Origin of the sequence: Legionella lytica (genome assembly GCF_044626755.1) — a bacterium.
In the GTDB taxonomy this organism is placed as follows: Bacteria; Pseudomonadota; Gammaproteobacteria; order Legionellales; family Legionellaceae; genus Legionella; species Legionella lytica_A.
In genome coordinates, this window is the sequence record NZ_JBGORX010000004.1 from 32,530 (window position 1) to 52,562 (window position 20,033).

The following is a 20,033-nucleotide window of genomic DNA, read 5'->3' on the forward strand; positions in this document are numbered from 1 at the left end:
ATCGATATCCCCACATTATGAGCGCGAACGTGTTATTAATCTCACTATTCTTTTCCGCACAAGTTGGGACAGGATAATCGCGATTGAAAAGACAAAGCTAATCAAAAAAGTAACCAGCCAATATTTTTGGTCAAGATACGATATTTCATAAAATATTTTTGCCCATTTAATCAAAATAAGCTCGCTTTCGCTAAGCGCTAGTAAGGAATATAAGGCAATGAGTCCAAAAGCATATAAAAAATATAATCGTAAATTCTTTTCATTTTTGTGAATGGTAACCGCCAAAAAATTAGTCGTTGTTACGATAACCATGATTGAAAGCATCACCATTTGTAAATCTTCAGAGGTATGTCCTGGATACCATTCCGCCACACACTGACCTACATAAGAAGCCACCGCAATTAATAATGCGGAAACCATGACAAAGGAAAATAATTCGGCTGTAAAATTTTTTAATTTGTTAATATTGGAATTTTTTAACGCGATGATAAATGAGGGCAAACCAATAGAGAAAATATTAATTAAGGCAACCCGACGTGGTGTCAACGGAAAATCATAAAAGGCAAAAAACGACATCAGGGTAGTAAAGATAACTAAAAATGTCTTGGTAAGAAATAGTTTCGCTACATCATTAATCGTATTAACAATCTTGTTGCCTTCATCAAAAATTTTAGGCAGAAGCGTAAATTTGTTTTTTAATAAAACAATGTCAGCCACTTCTTTGGTAATGCTACTCCCTTCCTCCATAGCTATCCCAATATCCGCTTCTTTGATTGCGGGTAGATCATTAACTCCATCACCGATCATAGCAGTGTAAATTTTATTTTCTCTAAGCAACTTAACAATTCTCAGTTTATGTTGCGGTTTCAGACGAGAAAATATTTTTTTGTCTTTAATGATCTTTAATAACTGTGCATCATCCACTGCATCAATTTCACTGCCCGAGATTAAATCACTGTCCTGGATTTTCCAACCAATCTCATGGGCAACAGCTTGGATAGATGAAGCATTGTCACCTGATAATATCTTAACCTGGATGTTTTTTCTTTGGAAAAGCTCGATCGCCTCCATAACATCGTCTCTCACCTGATCCATAATCGAAATGATACAAATCGGTTCAATTTCCAGGCCTTTCGTATTTTCTGCAAAAGATTCTGGTGAGCAGTTAGATTTCTCGATACCAAATATCAGATTGCGAAAAACTTTTAATTCTTGTTTTTGATACAACGCATCAATCTGCTTTTTTTGTGAATCGTCAATTTTATCCAATAACACATCATAACCACCTAGAACAAACGTTGTTTTTTTATTATTTAACAACAGTAATTTGTCATCGTGGATGATTAACTGTAAGAGGCTGAATTTATTGTCCGAAGTAAAAGGAATCTCTCCCGTGATATGAGCATCAGAGGCATTAAAAGGTTCCAGAGTTCTTAAGGTCGCATTTTTATCGAGAGAAAAACGCGCATAGGTCCCTAGAAGTTGTTTTATCTCCTCGATAGAATAATCAGTAGTTAATGGCGTGATTTTATGCACGGACAGTTTGTTTTGGGTGAGAGTACCGGTTTTATCAGTGCATACAATTTTAGTATTAGAAAAAGCTTCAATGGCATTAAGCTTTTGTATAATCGCACCAATTTTACTGATACGATAAATTCCGAGCGCAAAAGTAACTGAAGCCATCAAAATAAGCCCTTGGGGAACCAGTGCCAGCATCACCGTGGCTATTTTCCGAATCAGTTCCACCCGATTTGCTTCGGCTGGTCCAAATGCCATTTCCAGAGTAATTAAAACTAAAGCCACTGCAAATAAAGCTTTTACAATAAAATTTAATCGTTTTTGCAAAGGAGAAATATTGCGTTTGAATTTTTTGGCAAGCTTAGTAATTTCCTGTGCATGACAATCATCGCCCACTTTTACCGCTTTATAGACTCCCCTGCCGGAAAGACAATGGCTTCCGGACATTAATTCATCATCTCTATTTTTATTAATTGGAGTGGATTCCCCAGTTAACAAAGATTCATCGATTTCTAACTTAGTAGATTCGACTACGACACCATCCACTACTACTGAGTCACCGCGTTCTAAGAGAATGATGTCATCAAGGACCACATCGGATTGATCAATGGATTGCTCTACTCCATCTCTAATCACTTTGACTTCACGCGTCAACAATAAATTTACTTTGTCTAAAGCTCGTTTCGCTTTAATTTCTTCAAAGATAGCAATGAATGTATTAATGATGACAATAAAAGATACACCAATAATATCAAAAAACAATCGATCATCATGCTCGATAAAGTAGAACGTGGTTAGGAAAATAATAATTGCAAATATGACCAAATTGAAAACCGAAAAAATATTCTCAATAAATATTTCCGCGATTTTTTTAGTTTTTGTCGTGGTGGCTATATTCTGTTTGCCCTGTTGTATTCGTTCCTCTACTTCCGAAGAGAGCAAGCCTTTTATCATTTTTAAATCCTCAGCTTTAATGACTAGTCTGATATTTTTTTGGGGTAAATTCTTACCTTTACTATTTTACTCGCCTTGATCTTTTCTATGTCCGCCTCAAATTCCGGAAAATCTATATGCTCCCCTTCTTTGGGTATATAGCCTAAGCGTTGTAAAAACAATCCGGTTAAAATATCTATGTCATCTTCCACATCAATGTCGCGATCGATTGCTTGTTCCAAAGAATAGATGGAGCAATTTCCTGAAGCGGTGATGCTTCCATCTTTGTTTAAGACCCAATCTATTTTGGTGCGATGAAATTCATCTTTAATACGACCAATAAGCACTTGCAATAAATTGTCTAAAGTAACAAAACCCAAAATGGTATTCTTACCCCGATAAACCACCGCAAAATGTGGCATTCCTTCACGAAATTGTCGTAGCAAATCTAATGCTGGCAAACGACGCGAAACTTTTAAAATAGGCCGAATAAATGGTCTTAAATCATCGAGTTCAGATTTTTGATAAATGGCAGGCAAGATGTCTTTTACATGGATAATTCCAATAATGTCTTTTTTCTCAGGATCATATACAGGATAGCGACTATAACGGTGCTCCATAATGATATCCATCATCTGCTTAATGGGTTGGTTTAAATCAATCATGATCATTTCTTCACTGAAACGCATGACTTCAGTGACTTTCAAATCAGCTAAATCCAAAGTATGCTCAATGATATCAACTTCCTCTTCGCTCAACTCCCCATGAAGATGACTCGCATTTAAAAGGAGCTTTATTTCGTCGGTCGAGTAAAAATGCTCACCATGATGAACAGCATCTAAATGAAAAACTTTTAACAGAAAGTTCGAACAAGTATTGAGTGCCCAAATTGCAGGATACATAAGCCAATAAAAACCATATAGGGGCAAAGCAGTCCATACAGAGACACGCTCTGACTGACGAATAGCCAATGATTTAGGCATCAACTCACCAACAACAATGTGCAGGAAAGAAATCAATGAAAATGCGGTGAAAAAGGCAATAACGGTTATAAGCTGCGGAGAGGTCACCCCGATAAGAATCAGCAGGGGTTCCATTAAATGAGCAAACGCTGGCTCGCCAATCCAACCCAAACCAAGAGATGCGAAGGTAATACCTAGCTGACACGCTGATAAATACGCATCAAGATGTTGATGCACATGAAATAAAATTTTACCTCTTAGGCCATAACTGGCTTTGATTGCTTCCACGCGAGTAGCACGCAGTTTCACCATCCCGAATTCAGCAGCCACAAAAAAAGCATTTAATAAAACCAATAAAAATGCAACTAGAACCAATAGGATATTAATCACTTAAACCATCCCCTTTGTTGAAAAATGAATCGCTAAATGACAAAGACACATGAGTGATTGCAAACCGCAGAAGGTGTGTACTAATGTTCTTGAGATATTGAATCGAGTTGGTATAAACCGGGGTCGATTCAACCCTGGCGAAGAAGTAATCATTGCATGTTATAAAACTCAAATCCTCTATTTAACCGAAAGCCACTTGCCCTTCGTTCCCCACTAACACAGCACAGTTTTCTTCAACAAGATGCCTCGTTGCTTCATAATGTACGGTTTTGCTATAAAGGTTTTCCTGACGTAATTGATTTATCAGCGCTTCATTATCACTAAAACTATCCACCCATTTTTTGATTTTTTTTAGGCGCCATACATGTTTATATACTTTTTCATTTTTTAGCTCTTTTATAACAATAAATCGAGGCAACTTAAAGGGAAGTATTTCTTCATTGATAAGAAGTATTGCTAATACCCAACGAAGAGAAAGGAATGAAGGACGAAAATCACCACTACGATGACTGATGTTTCTTAAAACCGCCCCAGCTTTACTGCTAAATTTTATATTACCTGCAGTCAAACAACTCGCAGCCTCCAAAGGAGCACCGGTCATTTGAAAATGTTTGGGTGCATTATTATGAGGGCGAGTTTCAAAAGCAAACCATAACTTGCCTTCTGTATCTACTAAAAAACGGAAAACGTCCTCTTCTTCTTTGACAAGTAATTCTTTTAAAGAAAGCAAAGACTTTATAGAAAAAGAATTTGCTTCACAATTAACGGTCATTTTCCCCGCAGAAAAAATAGTCCCAGAATCTGGTGGGCAGGAAAAAAACTCTTTACTTAATTGAACTTTATTTAGAAATGAAATCATTTGTCTCTTAAAGATAATAAGCCATTATTTATAACTAGGGCTGGCGAAATCAAAACGATAGACTACCTCTAAATTACCCATTTGTGCTTGGAGAGGTTTGCCCCAATAACTGTTATTGCCTGTTGCGGTATAACGATAAACTGCGTTCAGTGCAAGATTATTTCTAAAATTATAAGTCAATCCAGCAAGACCTTGATAAGTGAAGGAGTTTTGATCCCGGTTAAAATGAGGTCGATGGAAGCGACTTGTACTGTTTAATGTCGCGTGCATCAAAGCATAACCAATACCTACTCCAACAAAGGGGGAAACATGGCCCACTATTTCATGGAAATCATAATAAAGGTTTGCCATAAGAATATTGGCTTTAGTACCGCCATCAATCTTTAATCGTTTTATGTAATTAGAGCTGTACTGATTAGTATCAGCATATAAATAAGTATATTGCAGCTCATAACGAATAGGAAAGCTCTGATATCCAATACTACCGCCTACATCATAGCCGTAACGATAATGCACATCAGAAAGTAAGTAACCATAATAATAGGTTTTTACATTCGAAGATAAGTGCGTATAACCACCAAAAGCGCTCGTATACCAGTTATTAACAGGAGGAGTAGCTGAGGCGCAGGCGGCTGTTAGTAACGCCGTAGTAAAAAGTGCGAGTTTCATGTCATTCATTTATTGTTATTTTTTGTAAGGTCATATTATCCAGTTGTATTCAAATTTGCAATCCATCACTCGAGCATTCCTTTGATTTGAAGTAGATTATGTAGCCTTTGACCAGAATGGCGGCTCGGAAGAAATCATTGAGCATCGAAAAATTTACTGCCTTGCTTTCAGGCGGAAAATAATGCGGGGCTTAATCGCTGATAGACGGTCGTCCCAACACTCCGGAGACGACCCATAGGAAAATAATTAGGAATCCTGCTTCTCATTATCAGGTGTTCCCCAAAAATAGGAGCTCAAATGCACGATTCTCGGTTCTTTCTGAACCACTACATAAGGCTCCACTAACAAGCTAATAGTACTTTTATCTAAAAAATCCCTAAAATTAGAATAAGGCAACCATTTTTCCATAAAACTATCCAAAAATTCAAAACGGCTATCAGATTGCTCCTTAGAATCATGAATTAATGTTGACTCCATTTCATATACAGAATCAAAAACTGATTTATATTCGGTCCTGTAACGGGCTTCAACGTTAGAATTTGGTTCGTCGATAAAATTTGCATCCAATTTTGTTGAGGCTATGACCGTAATTACCGGCTCTAAAGCTGCGGCTTGTCCAAAAAAAGCATCCTTTTTAATTTGATTAGGAAAATCTTGTAATACAGCCATGGCTTCATCACTTAATGCATCAAAATTACTACCAATCATAAACTGTATGGGCTTACCATCATTTTCCGAGGAACATATTATATAGCCTTGTGAAAAAAGGTCTTCTCTAGCCCAAAGAGGAGCTAAAACTTTATGAACCTCATCAATAACAGAATCACAATTATGCAACTCAAATGCACTCAAATCACCGGCTACACGAAGAAGTTGGGTTGGATAAGAGAGATTCTTCTTTTGCACTACATGTAATGATTTTGATTTAAACTGCTTAATTTGTACCGTTCCTTTTAAATGAGGATGCTGCTTCAAAATCCAAGCAGAATTAGCTTGAGCAAAAAGCGTTGATGAAATAAAAAATAAGAATAACGCAATAAAACGCATAATATAAAAATCCTTTTAACAATGATAGTAAACCATCTCTAACACAAGAAACCGTGCTGAAACATCTTAAACAACAAAGAAATGCTACAAGGATTTTTACAAAAAACAATGCCCCTTTAAGTAAAAACTTTCTCGTTGATACATCAGCATGAATTAGGCGCCCTAAGAATAAAGCAAACAGTATTACTTGAGGTAATGCCGATGCGAAAGCATTCACTAAGGCCCCGCACTAGGTTGGATGTCCTATAATTTAATAAATGGATTTAAATTTGGTGCTGATAATGTCCGTCTTGAAAAATACGCTTTTAATATTATTAATGGTGCTTTTTTTATCAGTTAACCACACTGCGCTTGCCTGTCCGTGCTTTAATGCATTTTATTTAAATTCAATTTTTTCTAATAATCAGAGTATGTCCTGTTTGATATTCATCGATCATGGCCAGGTTGTTAGAGCAAGCCTTGCTGACGGTAGGTATGGTGCAGTTTCATCGGTTGATGGCTGTTCGTTAAACTCCACCAGTAGCAATGTTCATCGAGCCTTTGTGTATTATTCTAATGATAATGAATTGTGTGTTGAAGAAATCTTAAATGCCTGTCGCATGCTGAATATCGAAATTCAAAATTACTAAAACCAATCTCTGGTCGATAAGTATCTGTGTGGCTTCTGTTCCAGGCGAGGATCAAAAATATTTAATTAATGTACCCTGCTGGGCCTGGAAGTATATAAACTGGGGCACAGTTTACACTCTAAACTCTGCAAATTGGTTAAAATATAGAAAATATTATTTCAAAACACGACCAGAAAAATTAATTTCGAAACATGGAAGACAATAATTGACCTTAAAGGTAACTGGCGATACAATTCACTTTTAAATTCAGTAAGTGAATGATATAAATGACAGTAAGTGCTGACTTATTCTCCGAATTGGATGATTTCCTGATTTTGCACATAAGTACATATTTAGGTGAAGAAAATCCTAATGAATTGCCAACTCTTTGCAAACGTTTTGCTAATGTATTAGAAGTAAATAAAAATTATCTTAAAAATTTGACATCACGTTTAGATAAACTCCGAGAGAAAAAAGAAGCGCCTAGTAGTCAATTTTCCCCAGAAGAAATAGCATTTATTTACGAAAATGAAGAGTACTTTAATTTATTGAAAGAAAAAGGACTGCATGTTCAATTAGCATTATTCTATCCTCTTATTTTAAATGATTTGTTAACTGATGAGCAATTTATGGCAGACTTCTTGGCTTATGGTCAAGAAAATAAAAAATTGCTTATTGGTATGGTGGATTACAGCCAAGAGCAGTGTGAAATATCGTTAGAATTTAAAAAAAATATTTATTTCAACATCCGTTCCGCGAATAATTTAGAAAAACTTCTCTTTAGCCATCCCTCCATTAAAGAGAGACTTGCAGCTGAAAGTTTGGTTATCGCGGGTAAGACCAATGGAAAATTGGCCCATCATATTTGGAACGATGGTATGCTTAAAGCCAAGCTTCCATTTAGAGAGCGCCTATCCAATACCACTCTTTCATCTGTCATTGCAGGGCGTATACTCGGTTATTTAATTGGTATGTTCTCTCTCCCTTTTATGTTATGTTCATCGCTCAAAAATGACGCAGTGCAAGCTTATAAAAGCGGCTCGAAAGTGGAGATGATTGCAATGGCATTTGCTATTAGCCTCTTGCTTGTAAGTCTCACGATACTTACCTTAACATGGCTTTTCTTCTCCATAGCAGCCGGACTCATAGTAGGTATAGGGCTCGGCACTTTATATGGTACTGGAGCCGGCATTCTAACAGGCTTATTGTTGCCATTAGCTTTTGAACCAACACGGGAGGCGGCATTACAAGGATTTTCTTTAGGAGGAAAAGGCTTTGGAGTCCTATTAGAGAATTGGACTGACCTTCTGTTCGATTCTCTAAAGAGAAATTTATCACTCTTAACCGTAAAAGATATGGCGACTTCTTATAGCGAAGAAATGCAAAGACAAGGGGGCCAACCAGTGGATACAACGCTAACCGAAGTTAAAATGGTCAGGAAGATAGGTTTTTTTGCAACCGCTGCATCAGAAACCCCAGTTATACCAGAGGAGGAGCTAGTTCTGGTTATTTAATCGGGCCAGGAAACAAATTGCCACAGCACTCTTGTTGTCCTTGAAGCAGAGGCTTCTTCACGAAGATTAGAGCCCTGCTGAAATTCGCAAATTAATTTACTTAATTAATTCAATAAGAAAAGTCAGATTTGTATCCTCTTTACCAATGGAAGCTGCATCACTATGCACATTTGACGCCTACATAGAGATCTTCTCGTGAACGCCTAATAAGTTGCCAATTTAAAATATACTCCATTCCCACACGGATTGGATTCTCTTTAGAAATATTGGTAAATAAAAATTGCCCTTGCTCCTCAAGAATTTCATAAGTTTGACGAATCAAATGAATGAATATTTTATCATTTAAATAGTCAAAAACCCCAGAGCATTGATTGATACTATTACCTGATTATGATGCCAAAAGGGACATAAACGTCTTCTCCATTAATTCGAAATTGCGCAAATAATTTAACGAAACCTGCCTTTTGTGCCTCGATATGAAACATTAATTGTGAGCCCCCTCGCTCTGCATCGTTGCCAGGCTCTTTTCCCATAGGGTGAATGTGCAGAATGGAAGAGTAATCTGCATTAAAACCCATAAGATGAGCAAATGCGCCCATAACCGGTTCGAGCTGACTGAAAGGTTTTCCATCTTTGGTTACCCTAATGGTTGCCATAACCGGTTTACCGACCCGAGGTTGCCCATCGAGTTGCAAATCAAACTGATACGGAACTACTTTGGAACTTAACGTGACCTCTTTATTAATTACAGCTTTTTCTGAAGAGGAGCCAATATCTGTATTTATAAACACTTGTTTGCCCGTAGCAATCGGGGTGATATCAGCCCATATTCGATAAGAACCATTTTTCTTTGGGGTAAATTTGAAAACAAAGTCTTTGTTCTTATTATCCCTGACTGGATGAATATGATAATAATCGGTCAGTGTGGGGTCAATAACCATCACATGAATCTTTTTTGTATGTACTGTCTTAAGATCGCTTAAGGTCAGTGGCTTATTATTGTTAAGAAGTTGAAAATGAAGTAATTGTGTCGTGTTAGCCGTAATTTTACTCGGCGCATTCTCAATCTCTATTTGGATAGCATTTTCCCTAGGTAGTGTATGCTCTTTCGCGTGTTCCAGCGTATTAGCATAGGACAAAGGATTGTTAAAGAAAAAACCAATCACAAAAAGAGTAACTAAAGACCTCATATATGCTCCGAAGTTAATTGAATCACCTAATCAACGTGAATTGTCTATAAATAGCAATATAGAGTACGTACTATAGTACAGTGTCAAGGAATCCTAATAAAATAGCTCAAAAACCTCACTCCAATTTAAACAGCCGATCAGACCAATTTCAATCCCACTTGATAACAATTAAACCAATTGGGTGTGCTCCTTTCATTTTGAAAGTAATTTCACCATTAAAAATAATATATAACAATATTCATTTAATGTTTTTTTTATTAATATCAAATTTTAATAAAATTAATGAAAATGTAAGCAAGCACTCACCAAGGAATTGATTAGTGAATGAGCAAACAATAAAAAACTTAATAACATCTAATGAAAATGAAAAGAACATCGCAAAAAACTTAATTAAATGGTTTAACCAAGATTCTTCATTATTGGATCTTAGGTATTTATTAGATCAGAATGTATTTCATTTTTTAATACGAAAAAATAAATTTCAGGTTCTTGAAAAACTACTAGAAAATGAAGTTTGGCGTTCCAAAGCTACTCCTTGTGATCGCGGTGGGCATACCCTGTTACATTATGCCGCTAAATGTGATGCTTCGTGTTTACGAGTTTTGGAATTATTGATGGACTATTTTCCTGAACTCTTAAATCAAGTAGATAATGCAGGGAATTCTCCTTTACATACCGCAATTTTTAACAAGCAATCCTGGGCGGTTCGAGTATTGGTAAAAAATCCTTTAGTTAACCGCACCTTAACCAACTTCAAAGGCGAATCCCCCATGAGGCTTGCGGCCCATGATAATGGGTTGAACCAAGCTTTATATTGCCAGGAATTGGCCTCCATTGAACAATTAGATTTACGTTATCGTAGCCCTAACTCGAGCACTAAAGAGATGCTATGGAAGGAGTTTCCCTTATTATCTTCCGCAAGTAATCCTAAATTATCCTCATCTCGCTCAAGAGTAGCTAATGCAGATATAGCCGAAGGCCATTCAGAGGTATCTAAAGAGCAATTAATTTTCCTAGTGAAAGATTTGGTTATCGCCTATAAAACTAACCGTAATTCTAAGGAGGCCATACAATTACAGGCGCAATTTAATCAATTCTGTATGCATCACGTACTAGAAATTGATTTTGATCAAACTGATTTAGATAAGAAGCAAGTCCAAATGCTTCTCTCCAAAGCAATGAGTTTTTTACACCCCGCTGCCCATAAACACTATTCGTTAGTTCAGCATGAGTTCAATTGCCTCCTTAAATTATTTGCTCACCTCCTTATTAATAATCAGGCATTGGCTGAAATCCCTCCGCGGGAAGAACTCAACCTCAACACTGAAAAATACCAAAATAAAACAATAGTACAAAAACTATGGTTATTGACTGCTGGACAGGAACAACCTAATTCGGCACGAGAATTCGACTTTAGCATTTTATCTCATCGTATTTTGGGTCTTCTCAATGTTCATTCACTGATTGAGATCCTGATTGGTTTAAGACTGATATACCTTGATTGTGACCTGGCACAAAAATCCATCGCTAACTTTCTGATATTACAACTATTGTTTTATCATGCTACTGCACAAGTTTATCTGCCCCCTCAAGTAGGTTTGCAGTTACGGTTTCTGTGTAACCTTAATGTAAATCCAAGATCAGAGTTAGGAGAAATAGGGAGCGAATTTAATGACTATGTGGAGAAAGCATTTCAATTAAGCTCCATGATATCCAGCCAACCTTTACTCCATAATTTTTATTTAATAAAACAACAAGTTAATCATAATAATTTGGTTAGAACCAATGACTCATTTGATGAGCTGATTAATCAAGCCTTAGCGCTTACTCCCAAAAAACGCGTAGAACATGTTGAGCTAATAGCAAAAGAATTAAGGACCTTAACCATGGCGTTTTATCAGCGAGTATCCCTTAATGAGTTTAGGGAAGAGTGCTGGCTTAAGGAAAAACGTCAACAAAATGCCTCCTGCATTACAGAGCTTACTGAACAGTTTAATAAGTTAAGTGTCTATTTTAGTGATAAAATTCTCTCTCAATCCGCTGAGAATCTTCACAATGCATTGCTTTTTTTCGTTGAATTAACGCAACATCTATGCCCTTTAGATTCGGAGCATTACCCGGATTTAAACCATCTAATGATGCTGTCTAGTGTGTTTAATAACATGGGCGTTTCAAGATTAACCAATACATTTCATACATTACCCTCAATAGAACGCAGTATTATTGATGAAGTAAACCGTGTCGTTTCGAACCAGAAAAATTTTAAATTTATGCGCGATATTTATAATGCATACCGCACTACCTTGCCTTTTTTAGGCTATATTCTTACTGAAATTACGTTTGCCAATGCGGGTAATGACAATGAATTGATCCGTGCTGAAATGGTAGGGGCTGTTCTGAAAAAACTCGTGGAGATTAAAGTACAGATTAATTTTGAGCAGGTAAGTTATGGCACTACCTTGCCGGTATTTTTAGCACAGTATACCCCTCCTGATGAAGAGGTTTTATATCAAGCGTCTCTTAAACTTCAAGCCCCAAAAGAAGAGAAATCACCACGGGCATCCTCTGGAGGGAGCCTCAGAAATACATTGTTCCATATTAAAAAAGGAAATGGTAGCTGTGATGACACTGAGGTTAATAGTATCCCCAAGCCTAATCATGGATAGCATGTGGTGCGGCACAAAATACCATTCGTAATTAGTTAGAGTAGAAGTCCATGAGGTCACGCTAAGAAAATTTTACCGTGGCTTGACCAAGGGATCCATAAAATGGTCAATTAATGAGTAATTTTCAATGAAATATACGGCCTTAGGATTCTTTAAAAATGTTATAATTCATAGCGTAGTCAGTGGCAGCTACTGCGACCCAGTCCAAACCACTGGACCAAGGCAATTTTTCTTAGCATCAATTCACTCTTAGTTTTCTCGTTTTTTCTTAACGCGATTTTTTGGGCGTCGCTCATGCAATACAAAATACAATCCAGGTAATACCAACAAAGTTAAAAAGGTAGATGAGATAATACCGCCAATGACTACCGTGGCAAGCGGTCGCTGTACCTCTGAACCCGTACCCGTAGCTAATGCCATAGGCACAAAACCTAATGATGCAACCAAGGCAGTCATTAATACCGGGCGAAGGCGCGCTAGTGAGCCTTGTAACACTGCGTCTTTTAAATATAATTTTTTTTGTTCCCGTAGTTTATTGATAAAGGTAATCATTACTAAACCATTTAAAACAGCAATCCCCGACAAGGCGATAAAACCTACGCCTGCAGAAATAGAAAGAGGAATACCCCGCAACCAAAGTGCAAAAACGCCTCCGGTCAAAGCCAAAGGAATTCCAGAAAATACGAGCAAAGCATTACCTATATTTCCAAAGCTCATAAATAAAAGTAAAAAAATGCCTAATAAAGTTACGGGTACAACGATTTGCAGTCGCTTTGAGGCAGATTGCAGCTGTTCGAATTGACCACCCCATCGGATCCAATACCCACTGGGTATTTTAACCGTTTGCTCAATATGTTCTTTCGCTTCGTTAACAAAAGAGCTTAAATCCCGATTTCTTACATTCGCAGTCACCACTACGCGACGTTTACCACTTTCACGGCTGATTTGGTTAGGGCTTTCACTGCGTACCATTTTAGCGACCTCACTTAAAGGGATAAAATGGCTATGTCCATCTTTGCCAAGGGGCAGTGGAATAAACACCAGTCTTAACACATTAGGACTTGTACGTAATGCTTCGGGTAAGCGTACGATCAAATCGAAGCGTTTATCACCCTCAAATACCTCCCCACCTTTTTTGCCACCTATCGCAATCAGCAGGGCATCTTGAACACTGCCAATTTGCAAACCATAGCGCGCGAGCGCATTGCGATCAATATCGATAGTGAGCAGCGGTAAACCACTCACCTGCTCCACTTTTACATCGGAAGCGCCAGGTATTTTTTTCAGCTCTACACTCATCGCATCCGCGGTTTTGAGTAAGACACTCATATCATCACCAAATACCTTAACGGCTACATCACTACGTACCCCGGAAATTAATTCATTAAAACGCATTTGAATGGGCTGGGTAAACTCATAGTTGTTTCCTGGGATTTCTTGCACCGCTTGCTCAATTTCCTGAACCAGTTGCTGTTTGGTTTTCTTCGGATTAGGCCATTTATTGCGTGGTTTAAGCATGATAAATGTATCTGCCACACTTGGGGGCATAGGATCAGTCGCAACTTCTGCGGTTCCCAGTTTGGCAAACACATTGTTTACTTCTGGAAATTCCCTTACCCGCTTCTCAACCAAATCTTGCATGGAAATAGCTTGGGTTAAACTGGTGCCGGGAATACGCATGGCGTGCATGGCAATATCGCCCTCATCAAGGCTAGGGATAAATTCCCCTCCTAAATACAAAGCCAGAATAAAGCTAAAAAAAATCAAACCGATCGCAGCCCCAATCACCTTTTTTCGGGCATGAAAGCATTGTCTTAATACTTTCGCATAACCTAGGGAAAGAAAATGCACCAACCGGTTTTCCTTTTCTTGTACACGCCCTCGCAAAAAAATAGCAACGGCAGCCGGGACAAAGGTTAAAGCAAAAAGCATCGATGCCAAGAGCGCAATGATGACTGTTTCTGCCATAGGTAAAAACATTTTTCCTTCAACACCGGTTAAGGTTAAAATCGGTAAGTAAACAACCGTAATAATTGATACCCCAAAAATACTGGGACGTATTACTTCGGTGGTAGCTTGAGAAATTACCTTTAAACGCTCATCAAGATTTAAAATTCGCCCTATAGTATGCTGCTGTTCTCCTAAATGTTTGATGCAATTTTCAACAATAATGACCGCGCCATCAACAATTAACCCAAAATCGAGCGCCCCTAAACTCATTAAGTTTGCACTGATCTTATTGGTCACCATGCCGGTAATCGTAAGGAGCATAGATAAGGGAATCACCATTGCCGTAATCAGTGCTGCACGAATATTACCTAAAAATAGGAATAGGATAACGCAGACTAACAATGCGCCTTCGAGTAAATTGTTTTTTACCGTATTAATAGTAGCATTAACCAGCGTAGTGCGATTATAGACAGTAACCGCCTCAACTCCAGCAGGCAGTGACTTATTAATTTCTTTCATTTTAGTGGCAACACGTTGTGACACGGTACGACTGTTTTCACCCATCAGCATAAAGACGGTTCCTAAGACCACCTCTTCGCCATTCTCTGTGGCAGCTCCCGTACGTAACTCCTTGCCAAGTGCCACCTCAGCCACTTCGCGGATACGTACCGGAGTTCCGTTAAAATTGGCTACTACGATATTTTCTATATCAGTAATATTCTGCACTTGGCCTGGCACTCGAATAAGATTTTGCTCGCCATTATGCTCGATATACCCTGCCCCAATATTCGCATTATTGCGTTGCAGGGCTTCAACCAGGTTATTTAAACTCAAGCCATAGCGCACCAATTTAGTTGGGTCGGGAGTAATATGGAATTGCTTCTCATACCCACCAACCGTATTCACTTCCGCGACCCCTTCAACGTTGCGCAATTGCGGTTTAATAATCCAATCTTGAATCGTGCGCAGTTTCGTGGGGCTATGGCGTTTATTATGAGGAACATTAGCTTTATTCGTTACCGTATACATAAAAATCTCACCCAGCCCTGTGGAAATAGGGCCTAGGGTAGTTTCTGCTTCGGGCGGTAATTTATCTTTCACCTCTTGTAAACGTTCATTGATCAGTTGCCGGGCAAAATAAATATTCGTTCCGTCCTTAAAGGCAACCGTCACTTGAGATAAGCCATAACGAGATAATGAGCGCGTGTAATCAAGATTGGGCAATCCACTCATGGCCAATTCAACAGGAAAGGTGATACGTTGCTCCACCTCAAAAGGCGAATAACCCGATGCTTCCGTATTTATTTGTACTTGTACATTGGTAATATCAGGTACGGCATCAATAGGAAGATGATGAAAATTATAAACGCCTAAGGCTGCAATAATCAGGGTAAATAAAAGAACTAACCACCGATTTCGTAAAGAGAATTGAATAATTTTTTCAAGCATCATGCTTTGTTAGTCCTCATGGCTTGCCCCTTCCTTACCTATTTCCGCTTTAATGTAAAAACTGTTTTTACTTACATAATGCTCGCCGGCACCTAATCCTGAAATCACTTCAGCCCATTCGTGATCTTTTTCCCCCAGCAGTACGGGAGTGGCTTCAAAATAATCGCCTTGCTGCACATACACTACATCCTGTTGGCCCATGTGCTGTAACGCTGAAACAGGGACCGCAACGGGGACTGTTTTTTCCTTAATGACAATAGCACCATTGACATACATACCCGGAAGCCATAAGCGTTCTTCGTTATGAAGAACCGCGCGCGCTAAGGTGGTTTGGCTGTCTTCAATACCTAAAGGAGAAATATAGGAAATAGTACTTATGGATTTAGGTTTTCCCTCATCGCCAGTCACAATCACTTCCATACCTGATTTTACTAAGGGCGCTTCTTTACGATATAAAGTAAAATCAGCCCAGACATTAGCGAGGTTCGCGATTTCATAAATAGGCTTAGTATTTTGCGCGAACTCCCCATTCGTTGCATGTTTTTGCACAATAGTTCCGGTGATAGGCGCTTTTATTTCATAGCTTTGTAAACTCTCATTACTTTCAACGATGGCTAATAAATCCCCCTTGATTACTTCATCGCCAAGATTTTTTGTCATGGATTTAATAATCCCGGAGTAACGCGCGTAAATGGGGGCTGTGGTATCGCGATTGGTGGCGATTTTACCGACGACATTTAATTGAGTTCTTATCACTTGAGGTTGGGCAATTGCTGTTTCTATTCCTGCCGCTTTAAGCATGGCGGGAGGAATTTTTACTCGTCCTTCATAAGAAGGATAATGCCAATTGAATTGTTTTCCAGAGTCATTAAAGCGAATTCTTACGTCAAAAGAATGGGGCTCCTCAATAACTTGCTTACTTTGTAAAAAGCTTTTCATGGCAATAAAACTGATTTGCTCCTTTTTGCCATTAAATCGAGTAAGCTCAATGCTTAAATCGGACTCTGGAGGTAAAATCGGCTCACCCTTTTTATAAAAATACGCTCTAAAATGAGGGGGTATACCTCGTTCAAAAATTAAAAGCTCTAGAGTCAAATCACCCTCTTTAAACAAACGACCACCCTCAGAGCCTAGTTCTATTGCTTCATGCTGATGCTCGTGTTCTTTAGCATGAGTAACGTGTGCATAGACCCCAAAAGAACTCATCCCTAAGAGGAACGCAGCAATTTGCAAAAAAGAAATTAGTGACGCGAACCAATTCATTTACTCTCCTTAGTCGGATGCAGACCCAAAAGTCCTGTCAATTGAATTAATGTTTTGTGATTATCCGCATGTGCTTGCTGATAATGTCGTTCTTCTTCATATAAAGTATTCAAGGCTAGCGATAATTCAATGTAAGTATATCGCCCCATTTGATAGCCATCTTGCGCTAATTTTATTGACTTTCGTGCCAAGGGTAATAAAGAACGGGTCACTAAATCCGCTTCATAACGACTTTGCTGAGCTTGCAAAAAGACATTATATACTGTTTGCCGAACATCAAGCCTTGCCCCCTGATATTGATGTATTGTTTGCGTCAATTGTGCCTCTGCGGTCATTATTCTCCCCTGATTTCGGTCGAAAACAGGGACTTGCGCATAAGCAGACATGACCGCCGCATTACTGCCATCATCCGAAAAATGCCGCCCACCTAGCTGAATGTTTAAATCAGGCCAAACCGATTTTTTAACCGCAGTAATGGTTGCACGTTTCGCTTTTATTTGTTGTTGCATTTGGATGAGTTGTGGGCTTTGCGGTAGTTTTTTTAAAAGCTCGCGCCAATTTAAAGTTACATCTGGCAATCCCTGATCCACTAAAGGCAAATCCACCCTTAATCCCCTACCTAATAAACGAGCCAGTTTCGCGCGCTGGGATAATGCATCGCGCTGCGCCTTTTTTTCTTGAATGCGCGCCTCTCCTAAACGTACCTGGGCTAATCTTAAATCCAACTCTGACCCAGCCCCCGCCTTAACGCGTCGTTCAATCGAGTTAACAATATTTTTATTCAGTGCAATAAGTTTTTGGGTTACCTGATGCCATTGTCCTGCATATAAGGCATCGATGTATGCAATCCCAACCCCCATATAAATTGCTGCTTTCTGCACCTGAATTTGTCCTAAGGACGCTAAATAATCCGCATAACTTGCTTTTTTCAAATAGGAAAGACGCCTTCCTAGAGGAATAGGCTGTGTTACAGCAGCTGTCGTTTCTGCTGCCTCATAACTAGAATAGCTCCCTGAACCCCCAAAGTTTTCTGCGGTTAAGGTCAGTTGAGGATTAGGATAAAGACCACTTTGAATAAAATATCCGCGCATAGCTTGCGCTTTATCTATTTCAGCCTGCAATTCGGGGTTATTCCGATACGCCATTGCTAAGGCTTCTTTAAATGTAAAAACCTTGGCAGCCAAAGCAGTTGCGCTCAAGAAACTGATTAATAAACAAATAGCTAAATTGAGATACCTCATATCCTATCTTAACCTATCCCTCATACTTAAGATTAACGCCTGATATTCCATTTAACTATATTATTAAATTAAAATATATTAATTAATTTAAAGACTTATTTTTAGAAAATGGCATTTTAATATTATTAATCTGTGGTTATCCAATAAACTAAAAAAGCATCACACCACGTATGACCAAAAACTGAAGCACTTTTTAATAAAATATGGCTATAATGGACCCAAGAATGATAAGAAGAAAGAGGCTCAATGATCACGATCAGCCCAACAAATATACCCGAAGAATACTCAAAAAAACTAGCTGCATTTTTTAATATGCAATCAGAAAAAATTAATGTCTGGCAAACAGGACACACGTATGCATTCGAAGATGGCACTCCATTTCAATTCACTTCTGAGGTGATAAAACGCCAACGTAACGAAAGGAAAATGGGGTATCGATATGAGTTCATTAGCGATCGCCTCCTTGGAAAAGGTACATTTGGTGATGTGTATGAAATAGAAGGCACTTTAGTAGTGCGCTCTAATGATGTTCTGTTTAAACCCCATGGGCTAAACAACAAAACCCGTGCCGTGAAAATTCAAAAACACGATGATAAAAATCCTATCGAGACCATTTTGAAAGAATATAACTTGTCTATAGAGGCAAGTCATTTAGGGATAAAACGTCCTACAATCGATGGGCAAACCAGTTATACGGTAATGAAAAAACTAAAAGGTCAGGAATTATTTACTCTTATCGATGAAGATCTAGAGGGTATTAGTCTCTTAACTTTAAAACAGCGAACTGACCTCACTCGCTTATTATTGCACACCTTAAAAAAACAAATAACCGATAAAGGAATTATTCATCGCGATGTAAAGATCGAGAATATATTAGTCGACTTACACGCTGGGCTGGTGAACTTTTTCGATTTTGGCTTAAGTGTGAAAGCGAATGCACTTGATGGAAAATGCTGTGGCACACCAGCGTATGCTCCTCCAGAAATATTTTTCAGAGGCAAACAGACCGTTAAAATTGATGTTTTTTCTTTAGGTAGAGTCTTAGCGCTGATCTGGCGAGTTAACCAAACAAGTTATATGCAGGATGATTTGCAACTGTGTGGTAAAAACTCTCGAAATGTAAATTTAGATTCATTATTTACCGGTTTAGAGGACCTCATCGACCCGGATAACAAACAAATCATTCGCTCCATGCTGAAAGGAATGTTGCAGGCTGATGTAGATTCACGATTTACAATTGAACAGGCTATTGCTTTATTTACTCAACTAACTCTAGCCCCAAGTACTCCTGCACTCACCTTTCCGCCTACTGACGACAATACCGTGTTTATTCAACATAATTTGGTTCACATCAAAATACAAGCAATACAGCTCTCTTCCGCTCTAAACCACATTGATTTAAATGCTGAGCTAAAACGAAAAATAGGTGATCTAGCACGGAACTTGCATAGTAAAATTGATCGGCTCTCTCAAATGGCCTCTCAAAATATGAAGCCAGACTTGTCCCAACCAATTAGAGAGGCTCAGGAACTTATTAGAAAAAACCAAAACACATTTGTATCCTACACTGTGGGGCCTATTCTTACTAAGATTGGGCTAGATTTAATGACTATGACCTTAGCCGATTTAAGCTTAAACATACAGCCTATTGCCAACAGTGAAAATCAGTTTAGGTTTTTTAAAGAAACCCCAATAATTCCCAATAAGGGCTTATCTGAGGAAGCTGATATCTCTATGGAAAAATCAATGAACCAGGGACAGTAGTGAATATCGC

13 protein-coding genes are annotated in these 20,033 nt (G+C 38.4%); 4 read left to right on the plus strand and 9 right to left on the minus strand.

The annotated features are described in order from the left end of the window. Positions 1-15 precede the first annotated feature (15 nt). The 5 genes from ACD661_RS11075 to ACD661_RS11095 form a co-directional block, all read right to left on the minus strand. Positions 16-2,472 (minus strand): HAD-IC family P-type ATPase, encoded by a 2,457-nt coding sequence (locus ACD661_RS11075; protein ID WP_400187928.1) that lies wholly within the window; start codon positions 2,470-2,472, stop codon positions 16-18. A gap of 23 nt (positions 2,473-2,495) precedes the next feature. Continuing rightward, on the minus strand, positions 2,496-3,803 hold the full coding sequence (locus ACD661_RS11080; protein WP_400187929.1) for a hemolysin family protein: 1,308 nt from the start codon (positions 3,801-3,803) through the stop codon (positions 2,496-2,498). A 181-nt stretch (positions 3,804-3,984) separates the two neighbouring features. Beyond that, positions 3,985-4,662 (minus strand): hypothetical protein, encoded by a 678-nt coding sequence (locus ACD661_RS11085; protein WP_400187930.1) that lies wholly within the window; start codon positions 4,660-4,662, stop codon positions 3,985-3,987. Between the two features lie 24 nt (positions 4,663-4,686). Next, positions 4,687-5,331: an outer membrane protein gene (locus tag ACD661_RS11090; RefSeq protein ID WP_400187931.1), complete on the minus strand. Its 645-nt coding sequence runs from the start codon at positions 5,329-5,331 to the stop codon at positions 4,687-4,689. Between the two features lie 246 nt (positions 5,332-5,577). Continuing rightward, positions 5,578-6,378, minus strand: coding sequence for a hypothetical protein (locus ACD661_RS11095; RefSeq protein WP_400187932.1), 801 nt, complete (start codon positions 6,376-6,378; stop codon positions 5,578-5,580). Positions 6,379-6,659: 281 nt separating this feature from the next. Between ACD661_RS11095 and ACD661_RS11100 the strand changes: the two genes are divergently transcribed. Then, the gene (locus ACD661_RS11100; RefSeq protein ID WP_400187933.1) at positions 6,660-7,007 is read left to right on the plus strand and encodes a hypothetical protein; all 348 of its coding nucleotides are present in this window, start codon (positions 6,660-6,662) and stop codon (positions 7,005-7,007) included. 266 nt (positions 7,008-7,273) lie between these two features. Then, on the plus strand, positions 7,274-8,500 hold the full coding sequence (locus ACD661_RS11105; RefSeq protein WP_400187934.1) for an MntP/YtaF family protein: 1,227 nt from the start codon (positions 7,274-7,276) through the stop codon (positions 8,498-8,500). 380 nt (positions 8,501-8,880) lie between these two features. Here the strand turns inward: ACD661_RS11105 and ACD661_RS11110 are convergent, their stop codons facing one another. Next, positions 8,881-9,690: a hypothetical protein gene (locus ACD661_RS11110; RefSeq protein WP_400187935.1), complete on the minus strand. Its 810-nt coding sequence runs from the start codon at positions 9,688-9,690 to the stop codon at positions 8,881-8,883. Between the two features lie 320 nt (positions 9,691-10,010). On the opposite strand from ACD661_RS11110, the gene ACD661_RS11115 reads away from it, so the two are divergent. After that, a complete protein-coding gene (locus ACD661_RS11115; protein ID WP_400187936.1) occupies positions 10,011-12,356 on the plus strand; it encodes a RasGEF domain-containing protein in 2,346 nt (781 codons plus the stop codon). 249 nt (positions 12,357-12,605) lie between these two features. Here ACD661_RS11115 and ACD661_RS11120 read toward each other — a convergent pair whose 3' ends face one another. From ACD661_RS11120 to ACD661_RS11130, 3 genes are read right to left on the minus strand one after another with little or no spacing between them, the layout of a single operon-like run. Further along, positions 12,606-15,755: a CusA/CzcA family heavy metal efflux RND transporter gene (locus ACD661_RS11120; RefSeq protein WP_400188056.1), complete on the minus strand. Its 3,150-nt coding sequence runs from the start codon at positions 15,753-15,755 to the stop codon at positions 12,606-12,608. A 9-nt stretch (positions 15,756-15,764) separates the two neighbouring features. Then, positions 15,765-17,018, minus strand: coding sequence for an efflux RND transporter periplasmic adaptor subunit (locus tag ACD661_RS11125; protein WP_400187937.1), 1,254 nt, complete (start codon positions 17,016-17,018; stop codon positions 15,765-15,767). Beyond that, the gene (locus ACD661_RS11130) at positions 17,015-18,259 is read right to left on the minus strand and encodes a TolC family protein (RefSeq protein ID WP_400187938.1); all 1,245 of its coding nucleotides are present in this window, start codon (positions 18,257-18,259) and stop codon (positions 17,015-17,017) included. The genes ACD661_RS11125 and ACD661_RS11130 overlap by 4 nt, the downstream gene beginning before the upstream one ends. Positions 18,260-18,505: 246 nt before the next feature. On the opposite strand from ACD661_RS11130, the gene ACD661_RS11135 reads away from it, so the two are divergent. Further along, entirely contained in the window at positions 18,506-20,023 is a 1,518-nt protein-coding gene (locus ACD661_RS11135; RefSeq protein WP_400187939.1) for a protein kinase domain-containing protein, read from the plus strand. Positions 20,024-20,033: the final 10 nt, after the last annotated feature.

Bases quoted from the DNA above. Each gene is read 5' to 3' on its own strand.
- ACD661_RS11075 (WP_400187928.1), bottom strand. From the start codon at position 2,472: ATGATAAAAGGCTTGCTCTCTTCGGAAGTAGAGGAACGAATACAACAG.
- ACD661_RS11085 (WP_400187930.1), bottom strand. From the start codon at position 4,662: ATGATTTCATTTCTAAATAAAGTTCAATTAAGTAAAGAGTTTTTTTCC.
- ACD661_RS11090 (WP_400187931.1), bottom strand. From the start codon at position 5,331: ATGAAACTCGCACTTTTTACTACGGCGTTACTAACAGCCGCCTGCGCC.
- ACD661_RS11095 (WP_400187932.1), bottom strand. From the start codon at position 6,378: ATGCGTTTTATTGCGTTATTCTTATTTTTTATTTCATCAACGCTTTTT.
- ACD661_RS11100 (WP_400187933.1), top strand. From the start codon at position 6,660: ATGTCCGTCTTGAAAAATACGCTTTTAATATTATTAATGGTGCTTTTT.
- ACD661_RS11105 (WP_400187934.1), top strand. From the start codon at position 7,274: ATGACAGTAAGTGCTGACTTATTCTCCGAATTGGATGATTTCCTGATT.
- ACD661_RS11110 (WP_400187935.1), bottom strand. From the start codon at position 9,690: ATGAGGTCTTTAGTTACTCTTTTTGTGATTGGTTTTTTCTTTAACAAT.
- ACD661_RS11120 (WP_400188056.1), bottom strand. From the start codon at position 15,755: ATGCTTGAAAAAATTATTCAATTCTCTTTACGAAATCGGTGGTTAGTT.
- ACD661_RS11125 (WP_400187937.1), bottom strand. From the start codon at position 17,018: ATGAATTGGTTCGCGTCACTAATTTCTTTTTTGCAAATTGCTGCGTTC.
- ACD661_RS11130 (WP_400187938.1), bottom strand. From the start codon at position 18,259: ATGAGGTATCTCAATTTAGCTATTTGTTTATTAATCAGTTTCTTGAGC.
- ACD661_RS11135 (WP_400187939.1), top strand. From the start codon at position 18,506: ATGATCACGATCAGCCCAACAAATATACCCGAAGAATACTCAAAAAAA.